Origin of the sequence: Maribacter cobaltidurans, assembly GCF_002269385.1 — a bacterium.
Lineage (GTDB): Bacteria > Bacteroidota > Bacteroidia > Flavobacteriales > Flavobacteriaceae > Maribacter > Maribacter cobaltidurans.
Genome location: NZ_CP022957.1, coordinates 3,693,151 through 3,708,769 on the forward strand (window position 1 = coordinate 3,693,151; position 15,619 = coordinate 3,708,769).

The following is a 15,619-nucleotide window of genomic DNA, read 5'->3' on the forward strand; positions in this document are numbered from 1 at the left end:
AGTACTATTTTTTGGTTCGACCGTAAGTTATTGCTTTACGATGTAAAATATATCATATTGTTAGAAAACTAACATAGACTTTAATAAATATATATATTTGAAAGGATTAAAATAATGAATTATTATGAAGCAAATTATTATCGTATTGTTTCTTTGCTGGTTTTCAGCAGTTAGGGCCGAAATTGCCCTACCCCATATTTTTTCTAGCAATATGGTTTTGCAAAGGGAATCCAAGGTTAATCTTTTTGGTTGGGCCCATCCCGGTGAGGAATTTACCATTACTACGAGTTGGGATGCCGGTACTTTTGAAATAAAAACGGGAATAAATTCCAAATGGAACCTTGAAATAGCCACTCCGAAAGCCGGTGGTCCCTATACCATAACTTTTAAGGGGAACTCCAATGAGATTCTTTTGGACAATATTTTAATCGGGGAAGTATGGTTGTGTTCCGGACAGTCCAATATGGAATGGAGCGCCAATAGTGGTTTGGACAATAAGGAAGAGGCCATTAATAATGCTAACAAACCAACTATCAGGCTATTTACGGTGGAAAAAAGAACATCGGAATATCCTCAGGATGATTTGGTGGGAAAATGGGAGGTCTGTACACCGGAAACCATGGCGGATTTTAGTGCTGTCGCTTATTTTTTTGCGCAAAGAATTCAGGAGGAAATGGATGTGCCCATTGGCCTGATAGATTCCTCATGGGGTGCCTCCTGTGCCGAGGTGTGGACTCCAGAAGAGGAATTTGAAAACAATCCTGATTTACAACAATCCTACGAGCTTATTAAACCAAACCCTTGGGTGCCCATTGAAAAATCCATTTTATACAACGCTATGATAGCGCCTTTGACAAATTTTAAGATAGGTGGAACCATTTGGTATCAGGGAGAGGCAAATACGGCAAATGCTTCATCTTACGAAAATATATTCTCTACAATGATAAATTCTTGGAGAAACAAATGGGGATATGAATTCCCATTTTATTATGTGCAAATAGCCCCTTTTAAATATGGCGGTGAGCTTGAAGGTGGTATCGTTAGGGACCAACAAAGAAGGACTTTGTCATTTCCAAAAACTGGAATGGCCATGACAAGCGATATTTGCACCATAGAGGATATCCATCCAAGAAATAAATTGGATGTGGGCATAAGATTGGGAAATATTGCCTTAAAACAACATTACAATAAAATAGATCAAGAGGTTTATGGCCCTTTGTTTAAGGGAGCCGAAGTTGTAAAAAATAAAGTTGAGGTAACTTTTGAACATAACGACGGTTTGAACATTAAAGGAAAGAACCTGAAGCACTTTGAAGTAATGTCGTCGAATGGAAAATGGTATCCGGCCAAGGCCAAAATTAAGAATGGAATGGTTACCTTAAACGCAAAGGAAGTCCCAGTGCCAAAAAAGGTACGCTATGCTTATCATAGTACTGATATTTCAAACTTGTTTAATTCCTCTGGTTTGCCAGCTTCTACATTCATAAGTGAAGAATTATAATTAAATGATTTTTAAAGTATACGATAATTCGAGTATTGGTATAATTAAATACCATGATTCATGAATTTAAGCGTTCAAAGAAGTTCAATGGCCTTTAATTTTTGAATTATTCGTTAAATTGTACAATAAACCAAAGACCAAATTATGCAGATAAAAGAATCCTCCGAAGTGTATGATGTTATTATTGTAGGCTCAGGAGCTGGTGGCGGAATGGCTACCAAACAGTTAGCGGATGCAGGGTTGAATGTAGCCGTAGTAGAAGCAGGTCCATTCTTTGATCCAGCGGACCCAAAGACCATGACCCAATTAAAATGGCCATATGACTCTCCTCGTAGGGGAGCCGGTACGGATAGGGCTTTTGGCGAATGGGATCAGTCTTGGGGAGATTGGGAAGTTGAAGGAGAACCCTATACCCATGAAGAAGGGACGGATTTTAAATGGTGGAGAGCCAGAATGCTTGGTGGTCGTACCAATCACTGGGGGCGTATTTCTCTTCGATTTGGACCCAAAGATTTTAAGGGAAAATCCAGGGATGGTCTTGGGGACGATTGGCCCATAGGCTATGAGGACATTAAGCCTTACTACGATAAGCTGGATAAACTGATCGGGGTTTTTGGCACCAAAGAAGGTAGGGAAAATGATCCGGACGGATTTTTTCTTCCACCACCAAAACCAAGGCTGCACGAGTTATTTTATATCAATGGGGCCAAAAAGACAGGAATTCCTGTAATTCCTGGAAGGTTGTCCATGTTGACCAAAAGAATCAATAACGAGCGTGGCGTCTGTTTTTATTGTGGTCAATGTAGTCGTTCCTGTCAGGTATATGCTGATTTCTCAGCCGGAAGCTGCCTTATTTTCCCAGCACAAAAAAACGGTGGTAAGGTTAAGCTGTTTGTCAATTGTATGGTGCGAGAGGTTACCACGAATGAAGAAGGTAAAGCTACAGGGGTATCCTACATTAATAAAGAGGACAGAAAGGAATATAAGTTAAAGGGTAAGGTTGTGGTCTTAGGTGCGTCAGCTTGTAGTTCGGCCCGAATTTTATTGAATAGTAAAAGTAAACAACACCCCAACGGATTGGGCAACAGCAGTGATGTCGTTGGAAGATATTTGCATGATTCCACAGGTGCCAGTGCTTCCGGTGTCATTCCAGGTTTATTGAACCGAAAAACCTCCTATAATGAAGATGGAGTAGGAGGTATGCACGTCTATTCTCCATGGTGGGGTGATAACTCTAAACTGGACTTCCCAAGAGGCTACCATATTGAGGTATGGGGCGGAATGGGTCAGCCAAATTATGGTTTCGGATTTGACCCCAATGGCATGAACAAGTTCTTTGGGCTTAAAGTGGGAGGATACGGTGATAGCCTAAGGGATGATGTCAAAAAATACTATGGTTCCGTAATTGGATTTGGTGGCCGTGGTGAAGCTATTGCCTTTAGGGAAAACCGATGTGAAATAGATCCGACCACTGTAGATAAATACGGTATTCCGGTCTTGAAATTCAATTATAAGCATTCCCAGTATGAAATAAACCAGGCCAAGCATATGCAGGACACTTTTGAGGAACTTATTCATAATATGGGAGGTATTCCTTTAAGTGAAAAGCCAGGAAAGGACCAGAACTATGGTTTATTGGCTCCTGGACAGATTATTCATGAGGTGGGAACAACCCGAATGGGAAATGACCCAAAAACTTCCGTGACCAACAAATACCAACAGTTACACGATTGTGATAATGTGTTCATCGTGGATGCAGGGCCTTTCGTTTCCCAAGCGGATAAGAACTGTACATGGACCATTATGGCATTGTCTTGGAGGGCATCGGACTATATCATTGAACAATTGAAGCAACAAAATATTTAAGAAGATGGATAGAAGAAAAAGTTTACAGACCCTAATTCTAGGTGGAGCCGCAGCTGGTTCTGGTTTGGTTTTCAATGCATGTAAAACGGAAAACACGGAAACCATAGACCAGGCCATCACGGAAAGCAGTGATAAATATTTTGGAAGGACCCCAGAAGAATTGGAACGATTGGAAAAGTTACAGGCGGAAACCTTATTTAACGACCATGAAATGGAAACAATAGCCGCTTTAAGTGTAGTGATACTTCCTCCGAAGGAACCCCATGGCGGGCCTATTGAGGCCGGTGTGCCGGACTTGGTAGAATTTATGGGTAAGGATATCCCTGAAATGGCACCCACACTTCTGGGAGGTCTGATGTGGCTGGACCATAAAAGCAATACGGAATTTGGAACCGAATTTAAATCGGCAACCTTGGAACAACAAAAGCAGATCTGTGATGAGATTTGTTGGCACGACATTGAAAAACCCCTGTCTGAACAACCTTTGGAAATTCAATTCTTTTATATGATGCGTGGCTTAACCGTAACGGGCTACTATACCTCAAAAGTGGGAATAGAAGATTTAGGCTATAAGGGCAATCAACCCAATGTGTGGGACGGGGTTCCACAGGATGTTCTGGACCAACATGGTGTGGCCTATGATCCAGAATGGATTGCCAAATGTGTGGACCAAAGCAAACGAAATGTCATTGCAGAATGGGACGATGAAGGCAATCTACTCACATAAATAAAAGAAAATGAAAAAATATCTTACGTTACTGGTAATAGCATGTTTAGCCATCACTACCAATGCTCAGGAAGTCGGTTTGCAATTGTATAGTTTAAGGAACCAATTCAAAGACGATGTCCCAGGAACTTTGAAGCTTATCAATTCTTGGGGTATTTCAAAAATTGAAGGTGGGGGTACTTATGGTATGCCCATGGAAGACTTTCAAGGTCTTTTGAAAGAAAATAACCTACATGTGGTTAGCGTGGGAGCAAGTTTCGAAGATTTGGAAAAGAATGTGGACAAGGTTATACAGAACGCCAAGGATTTTGGTGCTAAATATGTGATGTGTGCCTGGGTTCCCCATGACGGAAATAACTGGGGATTGGAAGAAACCAAACATGCTACGGATGTTTTCAATAGTGCAGGAAAGCGATTAAAGGAAGAGGGGCTTACTTTGGCCTACCATGCCCACGGTTACGAATTCAGGCCCTATGATGAGGGTACTTTCTTCGATTATATGGCCAAAAATGCCACGGACTTCACTTTTGAGCTTGATGTATATTGGGCAAAACATGGTGGCGCAGATCCCGTGGCCCTTATGAAAAAATATCCCGGTAAGATGACCTTATTACATTTAAAGGACATGGAGCATGGGGTAAAAGGTAACAATACGGGCCATGAAGATGTGGAGACCAATGTGGTTTTGGGGGCAGGTCAGGTCGATATTGCTGGCGTTGTTGCCGAAGCTAAGAAACTTGGTTTGGAGTATATGTTCATTGAGGATGAATCAAGCCGAGTGGTGGAACAGGTTCCAGAAAGTTTAGAGTATTTGAAAAGTTTAAAGTAGTTCAAAATTGATAGATTGAGTTAAAGCCGTTCAATGGAAACTTTGAACGGCTTTTTGTTTATAAAACCATATATTTATGGGAACATAGTTTAAATCTTATGTCTCCTAAATATCTGATTACTGCATTAGTAACTTTTTTCTTGTTTGGTTGTACCAATAAGGAAAAGGAAGATCCAAATAGGATCTTCGAAGATTTACCCAATATTGTTTGGTTAGTGGCGGAGGATCAATCTCCTGAATGGTTTCCCATGTACGGGGATTCCACGATTCCCTTGCCTAATTTGGAGTCTCTTGCAGCTGATGGGGTGGTCTTTACCAATGCGGTAGCACCGGTTCCGGTGTGTGCCCCAGCCAGAAGTGCGATTATTACGGGCATGTATCCCACGACCTTGGGAACCCATAATATGAGAACGCACAAACCTTGGGCACCAATCAATGAACCTCTATTGGACAGTTTACCCAGTTACTCCCCAGTAGTACCGGAAGGAGTTAAAATGTTTACGGAATACCTTCGGAAAATTGGATATTATACGGCCAATGGCCCCAAAGAGGATTATAATTTTGAAAAGACAGATGCCGCTTGGGATGAAAGCAGCAATAAGGCCCATTGGCGAAAACGGAAAAAGGACCAGCCATTTTTTGTCGTCTTCAATTACTCCGTTTGCCATGAGTCCCAAATTTGGGCTAGGGGAAAGGATTCCATTTTTGTGGACCCAAATGCATTGACTGTGCCACCCTACTTTCCGGATACCGATGTGGTACGTCATGATTTGGCCGTTAATTACAGCAATCTCAAAAGATTGGATAATCAGGCAGGGAAAATTTTGGACCAATTAAAGGAGGATGGACTTTATGAAAACACCATTATCTTCTTTTATGGGGACCATGGAGGACCCTTTCCACGTCATAAAAGGGCATTGTACGATACCGGGGTAAAAGTACCTTTGATCATTAAATTTCCCAAAAATAAAAATGCAGGAAGCTATGACGACCGTTTGATAAGTTTTATAGATTATGCCCCAACACTACTTTCGCTAGCAGGTATTGAACCGCCAAAAGTTATGCAGGGCGTGGCACAATTTGGGAAGTATGAGGTCAAAAAGAAACCCAAATATACGTTCCACACGTCAGATAGATTCGATGAAATATATGACCGTTTAAGGGCCATCCGTAGCAAGCGTTTTAAATATATCAAAAGCTATAATACCAATTTGAGTCATGCCTTACCGGTATCTTATCGGGAGCAAATGCCTTTGATGCAGGAATTACGGAAACTATTTGATGCCGATAAATTGAATGAAGAGCAAGCGGCTTGGTTACAACCGAATAAACCTGAGGAAGAACTGTACGACTTGCAAAAAGATCCCTATGAACTAAACAATCTGGCGGACCTTCCCGAAATGGAGGATACCCTAGTTTTTTATCGTAATATTTTGAATGAATGGATAAAGGATACCAAGGATTTAGGAAGGATTCCGGAGCGCGACTTGATCAGTAATTGGCTTCCCAATGGAGAAATACAAAAATTACCGGCCTTGGAGGTTGAGGTAAAGGATTCCGTAATCGAATTAATTTCACCTAAAAGGGATGCTACGATTGTTTGGAAAAGCCCTAAGGATTCCATTTGGAACGTCTACACAAAGCCTTTGCCAACTGGTATGCCCATAGAAGCCAAGGCAGAACGAATTGGATATCAGGATAGTGAAATAATCAGGATGGAATAGAGGTTCTTACGTTGATTGGCAAAAGTCTAGAAAGGACAATACCATAAACCATTCTTTTCAACCCAATTAATAAAGCCCAGCTTTCTGTAAAGCTGAACTCAGCACCAACACCGAACTTTCAAAACTCTTTTTCAATAAGGTATCGGCGTCCATGGATTCCCAATAGCCCTTATTGAAAAGCTCTACTGAAAATGCACCTCTGAAACCGGCTTCATAAAGTTTTGGGACTACATAGTCAAAAGGACAAACCCCTTCTCCGGGTAGAACACGATCTGCATCGGTCAACTTATCGTATGTAGGTTCTGCCGGATAATCGTTCATGTGCATAACAGGTAATTTGGCCCCATTGATCACGTCAACGGTGTCCCAAGAATTTCCACCTCGGTGTACGTGATAAAAATCCAAAAGTATGGAAGCTTTAGGGTGACCGGTTGCTATGACTATTTGCGCACAGTCCGAAATTTTATGAAGGGCACCCATGCCCCATAGTTCAAGTACGGGAATGACACCCGTTTCTTCCTCTAAATCCAGGATAGCCTTGTATCGGTCTGCATATTCCTGCATTTTTGATGGTTCCAGTTTGGAAAGTCCCATTATGGGAGCAGCTATATAACTACCACCCAATTCCTTGATGATATTCATTTCCTCTCGGAGTTGGTTGATGGCCTTTTCCCTTTTTTCTGATTCATCGCTACACCATTCCGAAAAACCAATGATGTTTTCCAGTTTAAGATTTCCTTCCTCTAACTTTCTTTTTAAGGATTCTGTGCTTCCTCCTTGATCTAGATAGGTCATGATGTCCCGCATCCAAAGTTCAATACCGTCGAATCCTGCGGCTGCAACCTTTTCAATCTGTACATCAACCGGTAACTTATAAGCCATTAAGGTTGAAGTGTTTAAACTGACTCGGAAGGGTAAGGAATGATCAAGTGGGGATTTGGAATATATATTTTTAGCAAAGGCAGATGCTGTTGAAACGGATAGGGCCAAAAGGCTTCCACTTTTGATTGCCTGTCTTCTTGATATTTTTGATTGGTTCATTTTATGTTTTTAAAATATGTAATAATAACTAAAATAATCTATTCCTTTATCGCTAATCCCACCATGGAATCGGCTGTTCCATAATATAAAAACCATTGGTCCCTAAAATAGACCAATCCTTGAATAAAGGTTGTTCCGGCCTTATATTGACCGCTGACTTCATGCGGTAGGCTTGGGCAAATAAAAGGGGTTTCCAGTCTGGAAATCATTTTGGAAGGATTATCCTTGTCGAACAAGACTTGTCCGCCGCAGTAGGTACCTTCCGGATACTTATCCGTTGCACCTTCCCCAGATAGGTTTTTTCCATTATATAATAATAGAATACCATTTTCCGTGTAAAGCGCTGGGGGACCTGGTTCTGTTAAATGGCTGTCAAACTTGTTTAAAGTGGGTTTAAAAACATGAAGCAGCTCTCCGTTATCATCCAATAAGGGAGTCCAATCGATTCCGTTTTCACTTTCTGCCAGGTTTACGAAAAGTTCCCCCCAATACATGAGGTATTTACCATTGAATTTTTTGGCAATCAATCGGCCATCCGTTAATTTGGTAACCACGGATCCGGATTTACTCCAAATATCCAAGAATTTACCATCATAGGCTTTTTGAAAAATGGGTCCGTAATTGATCCAAGTTTTCAGATTTTTTGAGGAAGCAACCGACAATCTTGCTACATCCTTGTTCCAACTGGTATAGTACATCAGGTAGGTGCCATCAGGGGTTTCAATGACCCTGGGATCTTCCATTCCCCCGGGGTAATCCCATTTCTTGAATTCATCATCTTGAGGAAAAAAAACGGGTTCCGGATATTTGGTGAAGTCGATTCCGTTGGTGCTATAGGCTAAGCCTATCCGGGAAGTACGGCCACCCAAAATAGCATCGGGATTGTCCTCTGCCCTAAAAAGAAGAAAAACCGTATCGTTTCTGACAATGGCTCCCGGATTAAATACATCCGCTTTTTGCCATTGGACCACATTCCCTGTCATCGGGTCCGTAAATACAAAAGAAGAGTCCGGGATCATAATGGGGTTTTTATCGGCCTTTTCAAAACCTAGCATCCATTTGGATAGGGGTTCCGTTTCTTCTTGTTTTGTTTCGGTAGATGTATTTTTACAACAAGTAAGCAAAGCAAGCAGTATTATGGGGAGAATTCTAGAAGACATTTTTTTGGATTTTGTTTGACTGTGAGTGGTTAAGGTACTAATAATTCGATTTAGGACGATGGAACAATCAGGAAATCGGTTTTGAATCCTTTGACACTCTAGGAAGTTGATTGAAATAAATGTATTTTAAACCCCTTAAAACCCAAGATGAAATATTTTTTTTACAGCATTGTCCTACTCTCTTTTTTGTCCTGTAAAAATGGTGAAAAGGTAGAAAAGGAAGAAACATCCAACATAGTGGAAAAGAAGGGGGAGAAGAAAATCATCCAGGACGAAAAAACGGAATCTCCACAAGTACATTTAAAGTCCTTTGATGGATTGGCGGATACCACTTTTATACGTTTGGCGGACTACAGTGCAGATTTCGCATATGATATGCGTTATGCCACGGAAAACAACTTTTTGAAGGCCAAGGTCTATGATTGTTCGGAATGTTACACTAGGGTTAAAACGGCCAAGGCCTTGATTGCCGCGAATAAGGACTTTATGGAAAAGGGAGTAAAAATAAAGTTTTATGATTGCTATAGGCCAAACTCCGTACAATATAAGATGTGGAAGATTGTTCCCAATCCCCAGTATGTGGCGAATCCGGTAAAGGGTTCAATTCACAATAAAGGAGGGGCAGTAGACATCACCTTGGTAGATATGGATGGTGAGGAACTGAACATGGGAACCGATTTCGATTTTTTTGGAAAAAGGGCCTATCATGACAATATGGACCTTCCACAAGAGATTCTGGACAACAGAAAGCTATTAAAGGAAACAATGGAAAAACACGGATTTTGGTCTATACGGACCGAGTGGTGGCATTATAATCTTTCATCGGCATCCAACGAAAAAATAGCCGACTTTAAATGGGACTGCGAATAAATAATTCTGAAAACTATTGGATAAAACGGACAATAATAATTTTTAAACACATGAAAAGTATACTTATTGGCACTTTGCTGTTAATGACCATAACAGTACAATCACAAGACACTATAATGCCCTTGTGGCCCGATGGAAAAATTCCGAATCAGCTAAAAACTGATGAAAAGGAAATCCATGAAATTGAGGGTATATTAAGAATCAGTAAGGTACAAAAGCCAACCATTGAAGTGTATTTGCCAGCGCAAAGAAATGCAACTGGAGAAGCCATGTTAATTTTCCCTGGAGGAGGCTATGGTATTTTGGCCTATGACTGGGAAGGGACGGATATTGCCAAGTTCTTGAATAGTAAGGGAATTGCCGGAATCGTTGTTAAATATAGACTTCCATCTGATGTTTCTCAGACAGATAAACAAAATGTTCCCCTAATAGATGCCCAGAGAGCCATACGACTTGTTCGCGCAAACGCCGAAGGTTGGAACATAAAACCGGATAAAATTGGAATTATCGGATTCTCTGCAGGCGGACATTTGGCTTCTACTTTGGGAACCCATTTTGATGAGAGGGTATATGCTGAAGTAGACGATGGAGATAATGAAAGTGCGCGTCCAGATTTTATGGCGTTGGGGTATCCGGTGATTACTTTTGGGATTAATACGCATGGAGGGTCTAGGAAAAACTTGATTGGAGAAAGTCCTTCAGAAGCTATGCTCGAACACTTTTCAAATGAAAAACAGGTAACTGCGAACACACCTCCCACATTTTTAATGCATGCTACGGATGATGGGGCGGTACCGGTAGAAAACAGCTTACTGTTCTTTCAAGCCTTAATGGACAACGGTGTCTCTGCTACCATGCATATCTATCCCAAAGGAGGACATGGTTTCTCCTTGGCCAGAAATGATGAACACTTGCGCGGCTGGACGGAAAGAATGTTTGAATGGATAGAAAGCCTTCGCAAGTAAATTTTATAAAAAGATAGGGAGTAATCTATTTTACTTTTTTATTTTTGCCATCCGAATTCGGGATGTAGCCCTTCGACTACGCTCAGGATAAACTGCACTACGGTGTGGTTGTTTCTAGTCGAAAAACTACAAAGCAAACCTATATTTGGTTTTTTAAATTCTATTTCGGGATGTAGCGCAGTCCGGTAGCGCACTCGGCTGGGGGTCGAGTGGTCGCAGGTTCAAATCCTGTCATCCCGACTTAACCTTTTCAAGTAAAAACAAAACACTGTTAATCTTATGATTTTTCAGTGTTTTGTGTTTTTGGGCATATCGTTTGAATTCATTTAAAACCATTTAAAATCATAATAAGCGTGTTCCCATCGGGAGCAAACACTTACAGTTCTTGTTCTAACTTTAAATGACTTTTAGAACCAGTTTTCTTGCGTTTTGACTTTCACAGTATTAATACTCTAAAAGGTTATAACATGCAGAAAAACAATTGTTTAACAATCAATTTCTTTATAAGAAAGCACAAGGTGCAATCCGAGAACCGGATTGTCTATTGCAGGATTACCATCGATGGTGAGCGCACCGATTTTGCATAAACCGGGAAATCAAGTCCAATTTATGGGACAACAGCCGCAAAAGGAGAAAGGACTTTCCAATTATGTCATCTCCCTTAACAAGTACCTGGACCAAATCTATACAGGTCTACTTGAATCCCATAGACTATTGATGGCGGAAAAGAAGGTGGCAATAAAAGCAAGGTTGTTTGGGGGGACGAGAGAGGCAAGACATTTAAGCAATTGATTGCCTACCACAACGGGACCATGTACACTTCATTACGCCCGGGAACCAGAAAGAACTACCATATTACCGAAAGATGAATAAGCCTCTTCTCTTGTTATAGGAGCCTGTCATACATTGACGTAAAAGCACTATCTCCAGACAATGTTATTAAAGATATTGATGGGAATGATTGGTAGTTCACCAAAAGGACGAAGACCGATGAACGGCTAAAAATACCATTGCTGCCTAAAGCAAGGGATATTATCAAGAAAATATGAGGAATCTTCGGAAAGGACAATAAAAAATGTCCTTTTACCCGTTTTCAGTAACTAGAAAGTCAATTTCTATCTGAGGGAGATTAGTAAAGCCTGTGGCGTCCGTAAAAGGGTCACGTTCCACACGGCAAGGCACACTTTTGCAACAACGGTAACCTTATCCAATGGAGTCCCGATAGAAACAGTTTCAAAGTTGTTGGTTCATACCCAACTGTCCACTGCCCAAATCTATGCGAGTTTACTGGAGCACAAGATGGTGGAGAACATAAAGAATCTCATAGACCAAACGGGACAACAAAAAAATAAAAAGTTGATAAGGGACCGATGAATTTTATTTTGATTATGTAATGACTATGCTAAATGGAAAAACTAGATGACCACACAATTTCGTGGTGTTTTATTTTCTTGACTCCTAAGAATATGGTTAAAGTTTTTAATCGAAAAGAAATGTTTAGAAGCATTGTACGAATGGAACGGGACCACTAAACTACAACCAAACTAATTCATTGATCTAGATAGAATTTTTTACAAGTATATAAGGGTTAAGTGTGTTATAATTTGTTCTCTAAAAAAATAAAGGGAATTTGACCCAAATTCGATTAAAAAAGATTAATAAAAACAATCATTCTGCCCCAAAGATAATTCTCGTAATTAGGTTGCAATCAAAAATTTATTTGGTTTTTTTTCTAAGTGAGTAAAAAAATAATATAGTTACAGTTTTTTTTCTCGATATTGTAGGTATTTATAACAATTTTTGTTTTCCATTTTACTTGAATTTATTCTGCAAACACAAAGATTTCAATGACCGTTAAACAAAACCGGCTTAGAAAAATTCCCGTTCCATTAGCAGTATTGAACGCTAATTATGTTTTTGTTGACTTCTCTGAAAAGTGGTTGAGCCATTTTAACCAATCCGAAACCATTATAGGTAAGACCCTTTTTGAATGTATGGACGAATTACCTGAGGAATTATTGTCGGACATAAAGTATTGCTTGGAGGGAGTCGAGAACAGGTCAGATATTAAAAGGGTGATTTTAGAGAATGGCGATGCAATTTGGTACGAATGGAAGATAGAAACTTTAAAATCCGATAAAGGTACAGTAGACGAATTAATATTGGTATTAGAGAACGTTACCGATAAAAAGTTTGAAGAAGCACTTTTTGTCAAATCTCAACAGGTTGCAAGAATAGGAGGTTGGGAGGTGGATCTTATAGATAACACTATTTTTTGGTCAAAAATAACTAAGGAAATTCATGAAGTCAACGATGACTATGAGCCCAATCTAGAAAATGCAATTTCTTTCTACAAGGAAGGAATTAGCAGAGAGACCATGAGCGTACTTGTCCAGGAAGGGATTGAAAATGGTAAACCATGGGATGTGGAACTTCAAATCGTAACAGCCACGGGTAGGGAAGTTTGGGTAAGGGCGATTGGAGAGCCTGAAATGCTCGATGGCAAATGCGTTAGAATAACAGGTACTTTTCAGGATATTGATATAAGGAAGAAAGCTGAAATCCATTATAGGAGCGTAAGTGACCGTTTGATTTTGGCAACTAACAAGGCCGGAATTGGAATTTGGGAACTTGATTTGCCGAACAATGAACTTTTATGGGATTCCAACATGTATGATTTGTACGGAATAAAGGAAACGGACTTTAAAGGGGTCTATGAGGCTTGGGAAGCCTGTGTCCTTCCCGGGGACCTTGAAAAATCTTCAAAAGAAGTTCAAGAGGCCATTGATGGTAAAAAAGATTTCAATACAAATTTTAGGGTTAAATTGCCAAATGGAGAAATACGGTGTATAAAAGCTGAGGCCACGGTTATTAGGGATATTGATGGAAGTGCATTAAAAATGATTGGCATCAACCAGGACATATCCCAACTAAAGACTACGCAATTACAACTCGAAAAAATCGAAGAATCCCTTCAAGGAGCATTCGAGAACTCTTCCATAGGCATGGCCCTTGTTGCCTTGGACGGTAAATTCATCAGTGTCAATCAAAGTCTTTGCAACAGCTTAGGTTACAAAAATGAAGAATTACTGAAGTTGACTTTTCAGGATATAACGCATCCAGATGACTTAGAAATAGACTTATCCCTTCTAGGTGAAATCATTAAAGGAAAACGAAGCACATTCCAGATTGAGAAAAGGTATTTTAATAAAGTGGGTCAGTTGGTTTACGTACTTCTGACAGTAACATCGGTTAAAAAGTTAAATGGAGAAATCTCACATTTTATATCACAGATAGTGGATATATCATCGCGTATCGAAGCCGAGGAGAAATTAAAAAACATACTTCAATTAACCACAAACCAAAACAATAGTCTCTTGAATTTTGCACATATCGTTTCCCACAACCTTCGTTCACATGCTGCAAACCTTACGATGATGACTGGGTTTCTTTTGGATGATGATTTAGGACAGGAGGAGCGCAAAAATACCTTAAGTATGTTGATTAAGGCTTCAAACGGGCTCAACGAAACCATTACACACCTTAACGAAGTGGTCCAGGTAAAACTTGAAACAGAGAAAAAACTGAGTACGGTTCCACTGAGGAAAACCGTTGACAAGATTTTGGACGATATCATAGCTTTGATAAATGAGAATGATGTATTAATAAACATAAATATCCCCAATAAACTGACCATCAAAGGAGTCTTGGCCTATCTAGAAAGTGTTATATTGAATTTGGTCACCAATGCCATAAAATATCGTGATCTTAAAAGGAAAGCCATACTTACTATCCAAGCCACCTTAGAAGGCAAATATGTTATGTTATCCGTCCAAGACAATGGTATGGGAATAGATATGGAAAAATATGGACAGAAACTTTTTGGAATGTACCAAACCTTTCATGGAAATGATGATGCACGGGGTATTGGACTTTTTATCACCAAGTATCAAATTGAATCCATGGGAGGTAAAATAACAGTGGAGAGCCAAGTTGGTTCTGGAACAAGATTTATTGTCAAATTATTAAAAGCGTAGTCTAAATGAATCAATTGAATTGTGCATTTATTGTGGATGATGATCCCATCCACCAGTTTGGAATGAAGGTTTTGATGGAAAAACTAGAATTTTCAAAAAAAGTTATGGTATTCTATAACGGACAAGAGGCAATAGATGCCTTGTTGGATATGTTAAGGGCCAAAAAGCAGTTTCCCAATGTTATCTTTTTGGATTTGAACATGCCAATCAAAGATGGTTGGGGTTTTCTTGATGATTTTGTTCAAATCCCTCACAGTAATAGAGAAAAGGTCCTGATCTATGTGGTTAGTTCTTCGATAAGTCCATTAGACCAAGAAAGGGCAAAGGAATATGCTGTGGTTAGTAATTACCTGTTCAAACCTATTGACGAAAGTGATTTGAAGAATATTTTAAATGATAATCGAAATAAAAACCTTGCTATCAATAGGGGAGAGTTATGAAAGTTTAGTTTGAACTAATCTAATTTGGACTTTTTGGTTTTTGAATGTTTCTTGTTCAGCCCATGTCACCAATTTAAATTTTTAGTGGGATTGATATAATGAAACAAAAACTATTGAGAAAAGTTTTTAGGTATATTAATACATATTCCCATTCTAAATATGTTTGGGGTCCTATACCAAAATGTATTCAAAAATATCGCCACCAACCAATTGGCCGATACTACAAATTATTCCTTTAGGTGTTTGTTCTATTGGTTGCATTTTAAAAAGAAAAATTTGACAAGCCCATATTGATGTCTTTTCAAAATAGACAAATGTATATAGCCGTAAAAAATGATAATGGCTTGTTTTCATTTCCCTCAGGAAAGCTTGATGGTATCTCTGTTGTGGAAGAATTGGCGTATGATATTGAAACTGCCTTGGAGGTTTCCGAAGAATTAAAATTGTAGATTACTATTC

Annotated in this window: 14 protein-coding genes and 1 tRNA gene; 13 read left to right on the top strand and 2 right to left on the bottom strand. The window is 39.6% G+C overall.

What is annotated here, in order from left to right; translation table 11 throughout:
• The first annotated feature begins 124 nt into the window (after positions 1-124).
• The 5 genes from CJ263_RS16525 to CJ263_RS16545 all read left to right on the top strand — a co-directional run bounded on the left by CJ263_RS16525 (position 125) and on the right by CJ263_RS16545 (position 6,647).
• Positions 125-1,501, top strand: coding sequence for a sialate O-acetylesterase (locus tag CJ263_RS16525; protein ID WP_094998278.1), 1,377 nt, complete (start codon positions 125-127; stop codon positions 1,499-1,501).
• Positions 1,502-1,645: 144 nt separating this feature from the next.
• A complete protein-coding gene (locus CJ263_RS16530; protein WP_094998279.1) occupies positions 1,646-3,367 on the top strand; it encodes a GMC family oxidoreductase in 1,722 nt (573 codons plus the stop codon).
• 4 nt (positions 3,368-3,371) lie between these two features.
• The gene (locus CJ263_RS16535) at positions 3,372-4,094 is read left to right on the top strand and encodes a gluconate 2-dehydrogenase subunit 3 family protein (protein ID WP_094998280.1); all 723 of its coding nucleotides are present in this window, start codon (positions 3,372-3,374) and stop codon (positions 4,092-4,094) included.
• A 10-nt stretch (positions 4,095-4,104) separates the two neighbouring features.
• Positions 4,105-4,923: a sugar phosphate isomerase/epimerase family protein gene (locus CJ263_RS16540; protein WP_094998281.1), complete on the top strand. Its 819-nt coding sequence runs from the start codon at positions 4,105-4,107 to the stop codon at positions 4,921-4,923.
• Positions 4,924-5,021: 98 nt separating this feature from the next.
• Positions 5,022-6,647 carry a sulfatase family protein gene (locus tag CJ263_RS16545; protein WP_094998282.1) on the top strand — a complete coding sequence of 542 codons (1,626 nt, stop codon included), beginning with the start codon at positions 5,022-5,024 and terminating at the stop codon, positions 6,645-6,647.
• 66 nt (positions 6,648-6,713) lie between these two features.
• Here the strand turns inward: CJ263_RS16545 and CJ263_RS16550 are convergent, their stop codons facing one another.
• Together CJ263_RS16550 and CJ263_RS16555 are read right to left on the bottom strand one after the other, a co-directional pair.
• Positions 6,714-7,688, bottom strand: a complete 975-nt coding sequence (locus tag CJ263_RS16550; RefSeq protein ID WP_094998283.1) for a sugar phosphate isomerase/epimerase family protein — start codon at positions 7,686-7,688, stop codon at positions 6,714-6,716.
• Positions 7,689-7,726: 38 nt separating this feature from the next.
• Entirely contained in the window at positions 7,727-8,848 is a 1,122-nt protein-coding gene (locus CJ263_RS16555) for a glycoside hydrolase family 130 protein (protein ID WP_094998284.1), read from the bottom strand.
• Between the two features lie 147 nt (positions 8,849-8,995).
• Here CJ263_RS16555 and CJ263_RS16560 point away from each other — a divergent pair, with 147 nt between their 5' ends.
• The 8 genes from CJ263_RS16560 to CJ263_RS21365 all read left to right on the top strand — a co-directional run bounded on the left by CJ263_RS16560 (position 8,996) and on the right by CJ263_RS21365 (position 15,609).
• Entirely contained in the window at positions 8,996-9,718 is a 723-nt protein-coding gene (locus CJ263_RS16560; RefSeq protein ID WP_094998285.1) for a M15 family metallopeptidase, read from the top strand.
• Positions 9,719-9,768: 50 nt separating this feature from the next.
• A complete protein-coding gene (locus CJ263_RS16565; RefSeq protein WP_094999281.1) occupies positions 9,769-10,683 on the top strand; it encodes an alpha/beta hydrolase in 915 nt (304 codons plus the stop codon).
• Between the two features lie 166 nt (positions 10,684-10,849).
• Positions 10,850-10,923 (top strand) — tRNA-Pro (locus CJ263_RS16570).
• Between the two features lie 369 nt (positions 10,924-11,292).
• The gene (locus tag CJ263_RS21295; protein ID WP_229702465.1) at positions 11,293-11,475 is read left to right on the top strand and encodes a hypothetical protein; all 183 of its coding nucleotides are present in this window, start codon (positions 11,293-11,295) and stop codon (positions 11,473-11,475) included.
• A gap of 336 nt (positions 11,476-11,811) precedes the next feature.
• Positions 11,812-12,057 (top strand): tyrosine-type recombinase/integrase, encoded by a 246-nt coding sequence (locus CJ263_RS21300; RefSeq protein ID WP_229702466.1) that lies wholly within the window; start codon positions 11,812-11,814, stop codon positions 12,055-12,057.
• Between the two features lie 473 nt (positions 12,058-12,530).
• Positions 12,531-14,720 carry a PAS domain-containing sensor histidine kinase gene (locus tag CJ263_RS16580; RefSeq protein ID WP_094998286.1) on the top strand — a complete coding sequence of 730 codons (2,190 nt, stop codon included), beginning with the start codon at positions 12,531-12,533 and terminating at the stop codon, positions 14,718-14,720.
• 5 nt (positions 14,721-14,725) lie between these two features.
• Positions 14,726-15,160 (top strand): response regulator, encoded by a 435-nt coding sequence (locus CJ263_RS16585; RefSeq protein ID WP_094998287.1) that lies wholly within the window; start codon positions 14,726-14,728, stop codon positions 15,158-15,160.
• A 314-nt stretch (positions 15,161-15,474) separates the two neighbouring features.
• A complete protein-coding gene (locus CJ263_RS21365; RefSeq protein WP_262494255.1) occupies positions 15,475-15,609 on the top strand; it encodes a hypothetical protein in 135 nt (44 codons plus the stop codon).
• Positions 15,610-15,619: the final 10 nt, after the last annotated feature.